12 protein-coding genes are annotated in these 14,420 nt (G+C 66.4%); 11 read left to right on the forward strand and 1 reads right to left on the reverse strand.

Features of this window, described 5'->3' with window-relative positions; all coding sequences use genetic code 11:
• The first annotated feature begins 9 nt into the window (after window positions 1-9).
• The 7 genes from IEW24_RS24610 (at window position 10) to IEW24_RS24640 (ending at window position 6,391) form a co-directional block, all read left to right on the forward strand.
• Window positions 10-1,314 (forward strand): lipoprotein-releasing ABC transporter permease subunit, encoded by a 1,305-nt coding sequence (locus IEW24_RS24610; RefSeq protein ID WP_210324282.1) that lies wholly within the window; start codon window positions 10-12, stop codon window positions 1,312-1,314.
• Window positions 1,311-2,009, forward strand: a complete 699-nt coding sequence (locus tag IEW24_RS24615) for an ABC transporter ATP-binding protein (protein WP_373870134.1) — start codon at window positions 1,311-1,313, stop codon at window positions 2,007-2,009. Before IEW24_RS24610 ends, IEW24_RS24615 begins: the two co-directional genes overlap by 4 nt.
• A 28-nt stretch (window positions 2,010-2,037) precedes the next feature.
• Entirely contained in the window at window positions 2,038-2,568 is a 531-nt protein-coding gene (locus IEW24_RS24620; RefSeq protein ID WP_188583565.1) for a GNAT family N-acetyltransferase, read from the forward strand.
• Window positions 2,569-2,661: 93 nt separating this feature from the next.
• Window positions 2,662-3,222, forward strand: a complete 561-nt coding sequence (locus IEW24_RS24625) for a helix-turn-helix transcriptional regulator (RefSeq protein WP_188583566.1) — start codon at window positions 2,662-2,664, stop codon at window positions 3,220-3,222.
• 210 nt (window positions 3,223-3,432) lie between these two features.
• Window positions 3,433-4,401, forward strand: coding sequence for a Bug family tripartite tricarboxylate transporter substrate binding protein (locus IEW24_RS24630; RefSeq protein WP_188583567.1), 969 nt, complete (start codon window positions 3,433-3,435; stop codon window positions 4,399-4,401).
• Between the two features lie 27 nt (window positions 4,402-4,428).
• Window positions 4,429-4,893 (forward strand): tripartite tricarboxylate transporter TctB family protein, encoded by a 465-nt coding sequence (locus IEW24_RS24635; protein ID WP_188583568.1) that lies wholly within the window; start codon window positions 4,429-4,431, stop codon window positions 4,891-4,893.
• Between the two features lies 1 nt (window position 4,894).
• Window positions 4,895-6,391, forward strand: a complete 1,497-nt coding sequence (locus IEW24_RS24640) for a tripartite tricarboxylate transporter permease (RefSeq protein WP_188583569.1) — start codon at window positions 4,895-4,897, stop codon at window positions 6,389-6,391.
• A 6-nt stretch (window positions 6,392-6,397) separates the two neighbouring features.
• Here the strand turns inward: IEW24_RS24640 and IEW24_RS24645 are convergent, their stop codons facing one another.
• Window positions 6,398-6,823 (reverse strand): EamA family transporter, encoded by a 426-nt coding sequence (locus IEW24_RS24645; RefSeq protein ID WP_188583570.1) that lies wholly within the window; start codon window positions 6,821-6,823, stop codon window positions 6,398-6,400.
• A 272-nt stretch (window positions 6,824-7,095) separates the two neighbouring features.
• Between IEW24_RS24645 and IEW24_RS24650 the strand changes: the two genes are divergently transcribed.
• The 4 genes from IEW24_RS24650 (at window position 7,096) to IEW24_RS24665 (ending at window position 14,378) form a co-directional block, all read left to right on the forward strand.
• Window positions 7,096-7,830, forward strand: a complete 735-nt coding sequence (locus tag IEW24_RS24650) for a hypothetical protein (protein WP_188583571.1) — start codon at window positions 7,096-7,098, stop codon at window positions 7,828-7,830.
• A 112-nt stretch (window positions 7,831-7,942) separates the two neighbouring features.
• The gene (gene dnaE / locus IEW24_RS24655; RefSeq protein ID WP_188583572.1) at window positions 7,943-11,392 is read left to right on the forward strand and encodes a DNA polymerase III subunit alpha; all 3,450 of its coding nucleotides are present in this window, start codon (window positions 7,943-7,945) and stop codon (window positions 11,390-11,392) included.
• Window positions 11,389-12,237, forward strand: a complete 849-nt coding sequence (locus IEW24_RS24660) for a hypothetical protein (RefSeq protein WP_188583573.1) — start codon at window positions 11,389-11,391, stop codon at window positions 12,235-12,237. The genes dnaE and IEW24_RS24660 overlap by 4 nt, the downstream gene beginning before the upstream one ends.
• Before the next feature lie 146 nt (window positions 12,238-12,383).
• Window positions 12,384-14,378, forward strand: a complete 1,995-nt coding sequence (locus tag IEW24_RS24665; protein ID WP_188583574.1) for a BCCT family transporter — start codon at window positions 12,384-12,386, stop codon at window positions 14,376-14,378.
• The last annotated feature ends 42 nt before the right edge of the window (window positions 14,379-14,420 follow it).

The following is a 14,420-nucleotide window of genomic DNA, read 5'->3' on the forward strand; positions in this document are numbered from 1 at the left end:
CGGCAGCGCATGGCCGCAGCCACGGGTTCGAGCGGTGCTTCGTCCGACGACGAGCCCACGGGCACCCGGCCATTCGCTGCCTTCGAGTGGATGCTTTCCGCACGCTACCTTCGGGCGCGGCGCAAGGAGGGTTTCATCTCGGTCATCGCCGGCTTCTCCTTCCTCGGCATCGTGCTGGGGGTGGCCACCCTCATCATCGTCATGGCGGTGATGAACGGCTTCCGGCAGGAACTGCTCGGCAAGATTTTGGGCCTTAACGGCCACATGCTGGTGCAGCCGCTGGAGAATTCGCTCACCGACTATACGGCGGTGGCGGATCGCATCTCCAAGCTCAACGGCGTCACGCTGGCGGTGCCGCTGGTGGAGGGGCAGGCGCTCGCCTCCTCGCCCTACAATGCGTCCGGCGTGCTGGTGCGTGGTCTGTCCGAAAAGGATCTGCGCCAGCTTCCCTCGGTGGCCAACAACATCCGCCAGGGCACGCTGGAAGGCTTCGATCAGGGGCAGGGGATCGCTATCGGCAAGCGCCTCGCCGACCAGCTTTCGCTGCGCGCGGGTGACAACATCACTTTGGTGGCCCCACGTGGCACCGTGACCCCGATGGGCACGTCACCGCGCATAAAAGCCTACAAGATCGCGGCTGTGTTTGAGATCGGCATGTCGGAATATGACAGCGCCTTCGTCTTCATGCCGCTGCCCGAGGCGCAGGCCTATTTCAACCGCAATGGCGATGTGAACGCCATCGAGGTCTACATCCAGAATCCCGACGACGTGGGCGAACTGCGCGGGGCCGTGCAGGCGGCGGCGCAGCGGCCGGTCTATATCGTCGACTGGCGACAGCGGAATGCCACCTTCTTCAATGCGCTTCAGGTGGAGCGCAACGTGATGTTCATGATCCTCACCCTGATCGTGCTGGTGGCGGCGCTGAACATCATTTCCGGCCTGATCATGCTGGTGAAGGACAAGGGGCACGACATCGCCGTGCTGCGCACCATGGGCGCCTCGCAGGGCTCCATCATGCGCATCTTCCTCATCACCGGGGCCAGCATCGGCGTGGTGGGCACGCTGGTGGGGGTGATCCTCGGCGTTCTGGTGTGCCTGAACGTGGAGGAGATCCGGCAGTTCATCTCCTGGATCACCCGCACCGAGCTGTTCTCGCCCGAGCTGTACTATCTCAGCCGCCTGCCGGCGAAGATGGACATCCGCGAGACCGTCTCCGTGGTGATCATGGCGCTCACCCTCTCTCTGCTCGCCACCCTCTATCCCTCCTGGCGGGCGGCCCGGCTCGATCCGGTGGAAGCCCTGAGATACGAATGATGTCCGAGCCCGACTATCCGCCGGCCCTGGCACTCGTGAACGTCGCCCGCCGCTACAAGGAGGGCGAGGGCGCCATCGAGGTGCTGCGCGATGCCAGCTTCGCCATCGAGCCCGGCCAGTCCGTGGCGCTGGTGGCGCCCTCGGGCACCGGCAAATCCACGCTGCTGCATCTGGCGGGCCTGCTGGAGCATCCCGACGAGGGCGAGGTCTATATCGACGGCGAGGCCACCTCGGGCCTGCCCGACAGGGATCGCACGCGCCTGCGCCGGCTCCATGTGGGCTTCGTCTACCAGTTCCATCACCTCCTGCCGGAGCTGACCGCGCTGGAGAATGTGATGATGCCGCAGATGATCCGCGGCCTGTCCAAGAAGGATGCGGCGGCGCGCGGGGGCGACCTGCTCGGCTATCTCGGCCTAGGCAAGCGGTTGAACCATCGCCCCTCGGAGCTTTCCGGCGGTGAGCAGCAGCGCGTGGCCATCGCCCGCGCACTCGCCAATGCCCCGCGTCTCGTGCTGGCGGACGAGCCCACGGGCAATCTCGACCCCAAGACCTCCGACCATGTGTTCGGCGCGCTGACCGAACTGGTGCATGCCACCGGCGTCGCGGCCCTCATCGCCACCCATAATCTGGAGCTTGCCGCCCGCATGGACCGGCGTGTCACCCTGCGCGACGGGCAGGTGGTGGAACTGGACTGAGGCGCCGCCGGCTCGGGGGGCGCAGGACATGTTCGGCGACGTGATCCTGCGGCTCGCGCGGGACGGCGATCTCGACCGGTTGCGGGCGATCTCGGCTGAGGCCCGTCAACGGTACGGGACGCTAGCGGGGCTGGCCCATGTGGCGGACGCCACGGCGCTGGACCGCGAGCGGTTCGCACCGTGCCGCGTGATGATCGCGGTGGCCGAGGACGAAACCCAGATTCTCGGCTTTGCGATGACGCGCCCGCTGGATGGGCTTCTCTATCTCGACAACATCTCGGTCGATCCCGCCTGTTCGGGGCAGGGCATCGGCCCATGCCTGCTGGCGGATGTGCTGGCGCACGCCGCAGCCTCGGGCGCCCCGGCCATCGCGCTGACCACCTTTCGCGAACCGAAGTGGAACGGTCCCTGGTTCCGCCGTCACGGCTTTCAGGCCATGCCCGCCGCGCATATCGGCCCGGGGCTGCGGGCGGTCATGGACCGGCAGGCGCTGACGCTCGATCCGGCCACGCGGGAGACGCTGTGGCGGCCGGCACGGCCGGTGGTCGCGCCCGCCTGATGCGGGGCGGCCGTGAAGTGGCGGCGAGGTGTCGTGGTGGGCCCGCCGGGTGGGGGATAGGGTGAGGCGATCCTTAGGAGAGGGGCCGCCGCCATGTCGATCCGCATCAACCGCAGCCGCCTGAAGTCCGAACGGCTTGGCCGGGGATGGTCGCAGGCGCATCTGGCGGACGCCAGCGGCGTCAGCCTGCGCACCGTCCAGCGGCTGGAGGGGAGCGGCCGTGCTGCCGCGCCTTCAATGATGGCGCTGGCAGCCGCGCTGGCTCTTCCGTTCGATGCCCTTGCCGCACCGACCGGCGGCGTGCGCCGGATCACGCCCTTGACCATACTCGCGGACATCGGGCCGAGCCTGGAGCGTCACCAGCGCCTCGGCTTCGAGCCTATTCCGACGGAAGATCCCGGCTGCGTCGGCCTGCGGGCGGGGAACACCTATCTCATCCTGTGTTCCGCCGCCTTCATGCGGGATGATTACCGGGCCGAGAGCATCGCGCCGCTCATTGGCCGCACCTTGCCCTACATCTGGGTGAGGGCGGTGGATGAGGCCCGCGCTGTCTATCCCGACCTCATGGAGGAGACGGTGACACGCGCCGGCACCCGCGAAATTCTGGTGAGGGATGGCGAGGAGTGGGCGATCCTTGCGGAAACCCCAAGATGAGCTGTTCTGGCGGCCCATTGGCCGCGCCCCTCTGATGAGCAGTTGCCCATTGCCGCAGAGCTTCCCCTGCCAAGCATTCATCACTGGTCATGGACAGCCGTTGACCCTGCGGGATTGCCCGCATAGTCTTTCTTCAAACGATTAAAGGCCGCGTTTCATCGATGGCTTCCCGCCCTCGCTGGCGACGGACCTCGTCTGGGGAGGACATCCATGAAACGTCTGTTTGCGGCGCTCTGCGTCGCCGCGTCCGCTTGCCTTGCTTTCTCTCCTGCTTCTGCCGCCGGCTATCCCGAGCGGCCGATCACGCTCATCGTGCCGTGGGGCGCGGGCGGCGGCACGGATGCGGTGGCGCGCATCATCGGCTCGTTGCTGGAGCGCGATCTCAAGCAGCCCGTGGCCGTGGTGAACCGCACCGGCGGGCAGGGCGTGGTGGGCCATCAGGCGATCGCGGATTCCGCCCCGGACGGCTATACCATCGGCCTGATCACCGTCGAGATCGGCATGATGCACTGGCAGGGGCTCACCAAGCTCGACTACCAGTCCTACACGCCGGTCGCGCTGCTCAACGAGGATGCCGCCGGCGTGCAGGTGCGGGCGGACTCGCCCTACAAGACCGTCCGCGACCTGCTGGATGACATCAAGGCCCACCCCGGCAAGCTCAAGGCCTCCGGCACCGGGCAGGGCGGCATCTGGCATCTGGCGCTGGCGGGCATGCTGGCCTCGGACAAGATCGCCCCCGCCAGCGTGCCGTGGGTGCCGAGCAACGGTGCCGCGCCGGGCCTGCAGGATCTGATGGCGGGCGGCGTGCAGGTGGTCACCTGCTCATTACCCGAGGCGCGCTCGGTCATCGACGCCGGCCGCGTGCGCAGCCTCGCGGTGATGAGCAAGGAGCGCTCCAAGCTCATGCCCGACGTGCCGACCCTGAAGGAGGCCACCGGCAGCGACTGGGCCATCGGTGCGTGGCGCGGCATCGCCGGCCCCAAGGGCCTGCCGAAGGACGTCACGGACGTGCTCGGGGCTGCCCTCAAGAAGGCCTATGACAGCAAGGAATATCAGGATTTCCTGACCAGCCGCGGCTTCGGCGGGCGCTGGGCCGAGGGCGCCGCCTTCGGCACCTTCATGGCCGAGAGCGATGCCGCGCTGGGCGCGGTGATGAAGGAAGTCGGCATCGCCAAATAGCCCCATCCCGCACGGGAGGCATTCCGCATGCGCGTCAATGACCTGATCCTCGCCATCATGGTGATCGTCGGCGGTGTGGCGCTGGCCGCCGCGGCCTCCCGTCTGCCGCCCATTCCGGGGCAGGCCTATGGGGCGGAGGTGTTTCCGTTGCTGACGGCAGTGGGCCTCATCCTCTGCGGCTTCGCTCTTGGCGCGCAGGCGCTCAGGAGCGGGGCCGGCCCGGCCATCGCGCTCGGCTGGGCGCGCGAGCGGGCGGCGCTCATGCGGGCGGCAGCGCCCGTGGCAGCGGTCATCGCCTACATGCTGCTGGCGCCGCGCCTCGGCTTCGTCCTCGCCACCGCACTGATGACGGGCGGGCTGTTCGTGCTGCTGCGGGTGCGCGTCGTCGTGGCGATCCCGCTCGCCATCGTGGTTGCGGTCATCACCTATTATTCCTTCGCGTACGGGCTGCGCGTGCCGCTGCCGCGCGGTCTCGTGGAAGGATGGCTCTGACATGGGTGCGATCGAGAACGGCATCGCCCTCGTCCTGCATTGGGACGTGCTGCTCACCATCTTCCTCGCCGCCGCCTTCGGCCTCGTGGTCGGCGCCATCCCCGGCCTCACCGCCACCATGGCCATCGCTTTGCTGGTGCCGGTGACATTCTTCATGGACCCAATCCCGGCGGTGGGCGCGATGATCTCCTGCTCAGCAATGGCGATCTTCGCGGGCGACATCCCCAGCACGCTCATGCGCATGCCGGGCACGCCGGCCTCCGCAGCCTATACGGACGAATGCTACGCCATGACCCGCAAGGGGCAGGCGCAACTGGCGCTGGGCGCCAACGTGCTGTTCTCGGCGCTGGGCGGGCTGTTCGGCACCTTCGTATTGATCATCAGCGCACCACTGCTTGCCGAGGTGGCGCTGCAATTCTCCTCGTTCGAATATTTCTGGCTGGCGCTGCTCGGGCTCGCCTGCGCCATCTTCATCGGCACCGGCTCGCCGCTGAAGGGGATGATCTCGCTGTTCATCGGTCTGTTCGTGGCCTCCATCGGCCTGGAGAACCCGGCCGGCATCCCGCGCTTCACCATGGGCAATACGGACCTGATGAGCGGGGTGGACTTCATCCCCGCCATGATCGGCCTGTTCGCCATGTCGGAGGTGATCCGCTCCATGGTCTCCGGCGCGCAGGACTGGGACGTGAAGCAGGTGGCGCTGGGCAACCCGCTGAAGGGCTGGGGCCATCTTTTCGTGAAATACTGGCCGCAGCAATTGCGCGGCAACATCACCGGCACCGCCATCGGCATCCTGCCCGGCGCGGGGGCGGACATCGCCGCCTGGGTGTCCTTCGCCATGAGCCGGAAGTTCTCCAAGACGCCGGAGAAATTCGGCACCGGCCATCTGGAGGGCATCGTCGAGAGCACCTCCTCCAACAATGCGGCGCTCGGCGGCGCCTGGGTGCCGGCGCTGGTGTTCGGGATTCCCGGCGACAGCATCACCGCCATCGTCATCGGCGTGCTCTATCTGAAGGGGCTGAACCCCGGCCCGACGCTGTTCCTCAACAATCCGGAATCCATCTACGCCATCTTCTTCATCTTCATCCTCGCCAACGTCGCCATGGTGCCGCTCGGGCTGGCGGCGGCGCGGGCGGGCACGGCGCTGCTCAACATCCCCCGCCGCATCCTCATGCCCATCATCCTCGCTTTCTGCGTGGTGGGCGCGTTTGCCGTGAACAACGCGGTCTATGGCGTCATCATCATGCTGGTGTTCGGTGTGCTCGGCTTCCTCATGGAGGAGCATGAAGTGCCGGTGGCGCCGTGCGTGCTCGGCATCGTGCTGGGCAAGATGCTGGAGGAGAGTTTTGTCACCTCCATGATCAAGTCGGACGGCAGCTTTCTGGGCTTCTTCGAGCGCCCCATCGCCGGCGGGCTTGGCGTCGTCACGCTGCTGGTGCTGCTGATACCTGTGTGGGGCTGGCTGCGCGGGCGCATGCGGCGCACGCAGCCGGCCTGAGGCGGCTCAGCGCAGGGCGACCAGAATGGTGCCGCAAGCGATGAAGGCGACGCCGAGCCAATTCTGCCAGTTCAGCTTCTCGCCGAGGAAGAGCACGCCGAACACCGCCACCAGCACCACGCTCAGCTTGTCGATGGGCGCCACCTTGCTGGCCTCAGCCATCTGGAGGGCGCGGTAGTAGCAGAGCCATGACGCGCCGGTGGCGAGGCCGGAGAGGACGAGGAAGATCCAGGTCTGGCGCGAGATGGTGCCCAGCGGCTGCCATGCGCCCTTTGCCGCCACGATGGCGAATAGCAGGGCGATGATCACCAGCGTGCGGATGAGGGTGGCGAGGTCGGAATTGATGGCGGCGACGCCGATCTTGCCGAAGATGGCGGTCAGCGCCGCGAAAGCGGCTGCTCCGAATGCCCACATCTGCCAGCTTGCGATCATGTACGTCGGTCCTTCTGCCGGTGTGGCGAAGGAACCCGCCCACCCGGGGTCCTTGCGGATGTCGTGCGCCGTTGGGAAGGCGGCGCACACGGTGATGCTTCCGGTACACGCTTGCGGCCGCAAGCGGAAGCGTCTGCTCACTTTTTCGGGGCAGGGGCCTGTTTCCGGCGCGCCTTTCCCGTGCTGCCGAAACTGGACAGGCCTCCTGCCGCTGCTATGGTCCCGCCCACATGAAAGGGGAGCGGATGAAGGACGGGTTGCGGACGGCTGTCATGTGTTTCCTGGCCGTGCTGGTGGGCCTTGGCCTCGGCTTTGCGCTCGCCGCCACTTTCTGGGGCCGGCTGGTCGGCAGCATCAACAGCGAGAGCCTGTCCAACTGGCTCGGCTTCACGGGCGCCGTCATCGGCGCGCTGGCCACAGTCACGGCGGGCGCGCTGGCCTATGTGGGCGTGCTCTACAGCCATGCCGCCAGCACCCGCGATGGTGCGATCCACCGCATCACCGGTTATCTCGCCACCATCCGTAATCTCTATTCGCGCTGGCTGGAGATGAAGGACACGCCGGACAGCGATCCCGACCGGCTGATGAAGATCCACACTCTGCATGGCGAACTGCAGCGTCCCGAGATCACCGTCGCCCTCTATGATTCCATTCTGCAGGAAGATCAGGTGGCGATCTTCGTCTTCTGCAACACGCTGCGGGTGGCGCTCACCGACGGTCATCCCCACCAGCAGAATGCGGCGGAGATCGCCCTCTATATCTTCGATGACGTGACGCGGGCGCTGACCATCCGCAAGCGCCTGCTGGAGGAGGGCAATCCGCTCCACAAGGTGCAGAACACCAAATTCCTGAAGCCGGAGCCCTATATCAAGGCGCTGTCCAGCGGTGAAAAGAGCGAACTCGCCGCCCGCAAAGCCTGGGTCAGCCATGCCCCGGCGCAGGATGACGACACGCTGCCGGACCAGGTCGTCGCCAGTGCCGAAAGAGTCATCAAGGCCGGCATGTGACACCCGCGCCCTGAGGATGGCGGGGATGACGCAAGCGTTCATTCTCTGGCGAGCCGACTGGCCTTAAGATGACCCGTCCCCGACTCGACCCCCAGAGATACGTTCCAGCACCATGCGCGATCCCGGCTTCGTTCATCTCCATGTCCATTCCGCCTATTCGCTGCTGGAAGGGGCGCTGACGATCAAGGCGCTGGAGAAGTTCGCCACCGCCGATGCCCAGCCGGCGCTGGCGCTCACCGATACGGGCAATCTCTTCGGCGCGCTGGAATTCTCCGAGAAGATGTTCGGTGCCGGCATCCAGCCGATCGCCGGAGCAACCCTTGCCCTGGACCTGCCGGAAGTCGTCACCCCGCGTGGCGGCCTCGTGCCGAAGAAGCCGCGCATCGTGCTGCTGGCCGCCCGCGAGAGCGGCTGGCGCAATCTCATGGCGCTGGTGTCGCGTGCCTATCTCGACACCCCCAATGACGAGGAAGCGCGCATCACGCTGGAGTGGCTCGCCGCTCATGGCGACGGGCTGATCGCGCTCACCGGCGGCCCCTCAGGTCCCATCGACAAGGCGCTGGTGGCCGGCCATGCGGACGTGGCTGCCACCCGCCTCGACCAGCTCGCCACCATCTTCGGCGACCGGCTCTATGTGGAATTGCAGCGCCACCACTGGGATCCCGAGCGCGTTGCCGAGCCCGGCCTGCTCGATCTCGCCTATGCCAAGGGCCTGCCGCTGGTGGCGGCCAACGAGCCCTTCTTCGGTGCCCAGAGCGACTACAACGCCCATGACGCGCTGATCGCCATCGCCGAATCCAAGCTGCTCTCCGAGGGCGACCGCCGGCGCCTTACCCCGGAGCACCGTTTCAAGACCCGCGCCGAAATGCTGGAGCTGTTCGCGGATCTGCCCGAGGCGACCGCCAACACGGTGGAGATCGCCCAGCGCTGCGCCTATCGCGTGCGCACCGTGAAACCCATCCTGCCGCGCTTCACCTCCGGCGGCGGCGGCGACGCGCTGGCGGAAGAAGCGGCCGAGCTGGTGCGGCAGGCGCAGGAAGGGCTTGCCGCCCGCCTCGCCAAGCACGGCACCTCGGACGGGCTGGAGGTCTCCGTCTATGAGGAGCGCCTCGCCTACGAATTGTCCGTCATCGAGAAGATGAAGTTCCCCGGCTACTTCCTGATCGTGTCGGACTTCATCAAATGGGCGAAGGCGCACGACATTCCGGTGGGACCAGGCCGTGGATCGGGTGCAGGCTCGCTGGTGGCCTATTCGCTCCAGATCACTGACCTTGATCCGCTGCGTTTCGGCCTGCTGTTCGAGCGCTTCCTGAACCCCGACCGCGTGTCCATGCCCGACTTCGACGTGGACTTCTGCCAGGACCGCCGCGAAGAGGTGATCCATTATGTGCAGCAGCGCTACGGGCGCTCGCAGGTGGCGCAGATCATCACCTTCGGTACCCTGCAGGCGCGCGGCGTGCTGCGCGACGTGGGCCGCGTGCTGGAAATGCCCTACGGGCAGGTGGACAAGCTCTGCAAGCTGGTGCCGCAGAATCCGGCTGCCCCCGTCACCCTGAAGCAGGCCATCGAGGATGAGCCGCGCCTTCAGGAAGCGCGCGACAGCGAGGAGGTGGTCAAGCAGGCGTTCGACATCGCCGTGAGGCTGGAAGGCCTGAACCGCCACGCCTCCACCCATGCGGCGGGCATCGTGATCGGCGACCGGCCCCTGCATGAGCTGGTGCCGCTCTATCGAGACCCCAAGTCCGATATGCCGGTCACTCAGTACAATATGAAGTGGGTGGAGCAGGCCGGGCTGGTGAAGTTCGACTTCCTCGGCCTGAAGACGCTGACCACCATCACCACGGCGGTGAAGCTGATCAAGCAGCTCGGCGTCGATCTCGACATCTCCAAGATCCCGCTGGACGATCCCAAGAGCTACGCCATGCTGGCCCGCGGCGAGACGGTGGGCGTGTTCCAGGTGGAAAGCGCGGGCATGCGCCGCGCCCTCGTGGACATGAAGGCCGACCGGATCGAGGATCTGATCGCGCTGGTGGCGCTCTATCGCCCCGGCCCCATGGCCAACATCCCGGTCTATTGCGACTGTAAGCACGGTCGCGCCCAGCCGGACTATATCCACGAGAAGCTCGAGCCCTACCTGAAGGAGACCTTCGGGGTCATCATCTATCAGGAACAGGTGATGCAGATCGCGCAGGCGCTGTCCGGCTATTCGCTGGGCGAAGCCGACCTGCTGCGCCGCGCCATGGGTAAGAAGATCCGTGCGGAAATGGAGAAGCAGCGCGAGCGCTTCGTCACTGGCGCCGGGGAGGGTGGTGTCCCGAAGGCGCAGGCGGATGCCATCTTCGACCTGCTGGCCAAGTTCGCCGACTACGGCTTCAACAAGTCGCATGCGGCGGCCTATGCGCTGGTCGCCTACCAGACCGCCTGGCTGAAGGCGAACTACCCCACCGAGTTCCTCGCCGCCTCCATGACGCTCGATATGGGCAATACGGACAAGCTGGCCGAATTCCGGCAGGACGCAACGCGGCTCGGCATCAAGGTGGTGCCGCCGAACGTGAACCTGTCGCAGCGCGACTTCTCGGTGGTGGATGGCAAGATCATCTACGCCATGGCCGCCATCAAGGGCGTGGGCGGGCAGGCGGTGGATGCGCTGGTGGCCGCGCGCGGCGACAAGCCGTTCAAGGATCTGGCGGATTTCGCCAACCGCGTACCGGTGAAGATGGTCAACAAGCGCACGCTGGAGAATCTGGCCGCCGCCGGCTGCTTCGACGTGCTGGAGAAGAACCGCGCCCGTGTGTTCGCGGCGCTGGAGAATATCGTTTCCCATGCCCAGCGCATGGAGGCGGACCGCGCCTCGGGCCAGAACGACATGTTCGGCTCCGGCCCGGTCGCGGCCAAGCTGCCGCTGCCGGATGCGCCGCCCTGGATGCCGGCCGAACGGTTGCAGAAGGAATATGACAGCATCGGCTTCTTCCTCACCGGCCATCCGCTGGATGATTATGCGCAAGCCCTGAAGAAGATGCGGGTGCAGCCCTTCTCGGACTTCTCCCGTGCCGTGCGCAGCGGGGCGGCGGCCGGAAAGCTGGCCGCAACCGTGGTCTCGCGGCAGGAGCGCAAGACCAAGACCGGCAACCGCATGGGCATCGTCGGCCTGTCCGACCCCTCCGGCCATTTCGAGGCGGTGCTGTTCTCCGAAGGGCTGGCGCACTATCGCGACTTGCTGGAGCCGGGCACGCCGGTGCTGATGATGGTGGCGGCCGAACTGAACGGCGAGGATGTGCGCGTGCGCATCCAGTCCTGCGAGCGGCTCGACGAGGCGACCTCGCGTCATCACAAGAGCCTGCGCATCTTCGTCGATTCCACCAAGCCGCTGGACAGCATCGCCAAGCGCCTCGGCGGTGGCGGGGGCGGCGGACGGGGCGATGGCGAGGTCAGCCTCGTGCTGCTGATGGAGGAAGGCCGGGCCGAAGTGGAGATCCGCCTCGATGGCCGCTATCCGGTCTCGCCGCAGATCGCGGGCGCCATCAAGGCCATTCCCGGCGTGGTGCAGGTGGAGGCGGCGTGAGGACAGGGGAGGGCGCGCCTGCCGCGCCCGGCCCGTTCGATCCGGACGCCTACCGGGCCGGACTGCGCGGCGAGCTGTTCTGGATGGCCGCCGACCAGACGGTGGCCTTCGACGATATCCTCCGCATGCCCATCCGCGACCGGCCCGCCTTTCAGGACCGGGTGCTGGCCTATCTGCAAACGATACACGCTTTGGCACCGGAAGCGCCGCTCAGCCGGGTGGAGGACGCTTTCGACGGTCTGCTCGCGGACTTGCGCCGGGCGGGTGAGGACACCGACCGCTTGCTGCTGTGGCTGGGCGCGCAGGAGGATTATCCGGGCGAGGACCGCCTCGGCGTCGGGGCGCTGGCGGCATGGCGCGATGCCTTCTGGCGCTGGACGGCCGGCACGGCGGCGTTGCCGCGAGAGCTGGTGCCGGTGGCTTTGCTTGAAACGTATCGGGCGGAGGTGGCCGCACCCCGCGAAGCCCTGTTCGTCCGTAGCCGGGAGGCGCGCGGGCGCTTCCTGTCCTGCCCCGAGTCCCGCTCCAGCCGCGACAACCTCCTGTGGGGCATCTACTTTTCCGGCGTGGAGACGGATCCCACCACGCTGTTCCGTCCGCTGGTGGACAACAGGCTGCATCGCCAGTGGTGGCGCCGGCATCGCCTGAGCCTGACGCCTCCTGCCAGGGCGGCGCTGTTCGATGCGCTGGTGGAGACTATCCAGCGTCACGGCGATCCGCAGGTGCAGGACTGGTCCTGCGTCCAGCCCATCGATGATGCGTTGCGCGTGGACGATATCCCCGATTTCGATCGCTATGCGCGTGCTGCGCAAGATGTACGAAGCGCCGGTCCGAGCATTCCCTGAATTTCCAGCGCGAAGGCCCGATCGCTGAGGCTTTTCCGATGCGACACATGGCTGCAATGCAGTATATTTGTCCGCCAAAGGTTGAGATTGTGAAGAATTTGCGGTTTATGGGCGGCAAATTCCCCTCCACAATCCCATAGGTGGTCATGCCTTCCAGTCTGAAAATCAATCCGCCCGTGTTCTTTGGTTCGATATTGATTGTCGTCCTGTTTTCTTCAATCGGCGTATTGTTTCCAGATCGGGCAGGGGAGATATTCGGGCAGATACAGAGTTCCATCCTGAAATCGTTCGGCTGGCTGTATCTCCTCGCGGTCGGCATTTTTCTCGCTGCCGCCATCATCTTTTCCATGGGGCGTTTCGGTCGTCTGAAGCTTGGTCCGGACGATTCTGTGCCTGACTTCCGTTTTTCCTCATGGGTTGCCATGCTGTTCGCGGCGGGCATGGGCATCGGCATCATGTTCTATGCCGTCAGCGAGCCCATCACCCATTTCATGGCCCCGCCCACCGCCGAGCCGCGCTCGGTGGCGGCGGTGCGCGAGGCCATGGCGGTGACGTTCTTCCACTGGGGCATCCATGCCTGGGCCATCTATGCGGTGGTGGGCCTGTCGCTGGCCTATTTCGGCTATCGCTACAATCTGCCGCTGACCATCCGCTCCGGCCTCTATCCGCTCCTGAAGGATCGCATCCACGGGCCGATCGGCCATGCGGTCGATATCTTCGCGGTGGTATCCACCATCTTCGGCCTCGCGACCTCCATGGGGCTCGGCGTGCTGCAGATCAACGCCGGTCTCAACTATCTGCTCGGCGTGCCGGCGACCCCGCTGGTGCAACTGGCGCTGATGGCGTTCGTGACCTTCTGCGCCACGGCTTCCGCCCTGTCCGGCGTGGAGAAGGGCGTGCGCCTGCTCTCCGAGACCAACATGGTGGTGGCCATCGCGCTCATGCTGTTCGTGATCGTGGTCGGCCCCAGCAGCATGATCTTCCGCGATTTCGTCCAGAACATCGGCCTCTATCTCGATACGATGGTGCTGCGGACCTTCAACATCTTCGCCTACGGCCCGCCCAAGCCGTGGATCGAGGACTGGACGCTGTTCTACTGGGCGTGGTGGATTGCCTGGGCGCCGTTCGTCGGCATGTTCATCGCGCGCATCTCGCGCGGGCGCACGGTGCAGGAGTTCGTCGTCGCCGTGCTGTTCGTGCCGGCCGGTTTCACCTTCTTCTGGATGACGGTGTTCGGCAATACGGCCATCTTCATCGACACGACGGTGGCGAACGGGGCCTTGTCCGCAGCGGTGGCGAAGGACATGTCCATGGGCCTCTATCACTTCCTGGAATATCTGCCGTTCACGCCGATTACCTGCGCGGTCGCGATCTTCCTGGTGGCGATCTCCTTCATCTCCTCGGCCGACTCGGGCGCGTTGGTGGTCGATGCCATTGCCTCGGGCGGCGACACCGACACGCCCGCCCTCCAGCGTCTGTTCTGGTGTCTCCTGATTGCGGTGGTAGCCACGGTATTGTTGCTGGCGGGCGGTCTCGATGCGCTGCAGTCGGCCACCATCACCAGCGCTTTGCCATTCACCCTGGTCACGCTGGCGCTGGTGTGGGCGCTGTTCGTCGGCATGAAAGCGGACCTCGCCCAGCGCGAGGCGCAGTCGGCCCAGCCGGTGGTGCCGCCCGCCCAGCCGGCCTCCGGTCTGACGTGGCAGCGTCGTCTGGCGCTCATCCTGCACGCCCCGTCGCAGAAGGAGGTGGAAGCCTTCATCCTGCGCGAGGTGCGCCCGGCGCTGGAGCAGGTGGCGGGCGAGCTGACGCGGCGCGGTCGCCCTGCCGAGGTGCGCGAGGAGAATGGCGCGGTGGCGCTGCATGCGCCGGCGGAGGGCATGCGCGACTTCACCTATGGCGTGACGCTGACGGCGCACCGCCTGCCGGCCTTCTCTGCCCATGAGGCGGCGAAGCCGGAGAATCGCTACGAGGCCCGCACCCATTTCTCCAACGGCGCGCGGGACTATGATGTGATGGCCATGACCCGCGACCAGATCATCGCCGACGTTCTGGCGCAGTTCGAGTGCTACCTGCTGCTGGTGCAGTCGCCGCAGACCCAGCTCGTGGCCGGTGCGCCGGAGCATGTGCTGGCGGTGTAGGGATGGTGGCCGGAGGGGAGGGCGGTGCGCCTTTGTGCGCCC

It is taken from the genome of Azorhizobium oxalatiphilum (assembly GCF_014635325.1).
GTDB classification, from domain to species: domain Bacteria; phylum Pseudomonadota; class Alphaproteobacteria; order Rhizobiales; family Xanthobacteraceae; genus Azorhizobium; species Azorhizobium oxalatiphilum.

What these genes read in the sequence shown, in the direction of transcription:
- IEW24_RS24610 (WP_210324282.1), top strand. Translation starts at nt 10, where the DNA reads ATGGCCGCAGCCACGGGTTCGAGCGGTGCTTCGTCCGACGACGAGCCC.
- IEW24_RS24615 (WP_373870134.1), top strand. Translation starts at nt 1,311, where the DNA reads ATGATGTCCGAGCCCGACTATCCGCCGGCCCTGGCACTCGTGAACGTC.
- IEW24_RS24620 (WP_188583565.1), top strand. Translation starts at nt 2,038, where the DNA reads ATGTTCGGCGACGTGATCCTGCGGCTCGCGCGGGACGGCGATCTCGAC.
- IEW24_RS24625 (WP_188583566.1), top strand. Translation starts at nt 2,662, where the DNA reads ATGTCGATCCGCATCAACCGCAGCCGCCTGAAGTCCGAACGGCTTGGC.
- IEW24_RS24630 (WP_188583567.1), top strand. Translation starts at nt 3,433, where the DNA reads ATGAAACGTCTGTTTGCGGCGCTCTGCGTCGCCGCGTCCGCTTGCCTT.
- IEW24_RS24635 (WP_188583568.1), top strand. Translation starts at nt 4,429, where the DNA reads ATGCGCGTCAATGACCTGATCCTCGCCATCATGGTGATCGTCGGCGGT.
- IEW24_RS24640 (WP_188583569.1), top strand. Translation starts at nt 4,895, where the DNA reads ATGGGTGCGATCGAGAACGGCATCGCCCTCGTCCTGCATTGGGACGTG.
- IEW24_RS24645 (WP_188583570.1), bottom strand. Translation starts at nt 6,823, where the DNA reads ATGATCGCAAGCTGGCAGATGTGGGCATTCGGAGCAGCCGCTTTCGCG.
- IEW24_RS24650 (WP_188583571.1), top strand. Translation starts at nt 7,096, where the DNA reads ATGTGTTTCCTGGCCGTGCTGGTGGGCCTTGGCCTCGGCTTTGCGCTC.
- dnaE (WP_188583572.1), top strand. Translation starts at nt 7,943, where the DNA reads ATGCGCGATCCCGGCTTCGTTCATCTCCATGTCCATTCCGCCTATTCG.
- IEW24_RS24665 (WP_188583574.1), top strand. Translation starts at nt 12,384, where the DNA reads ATGCCTTCCAGTCTGAAAATCAATCCGCCCGTGTTCTTTGGTTCGATA.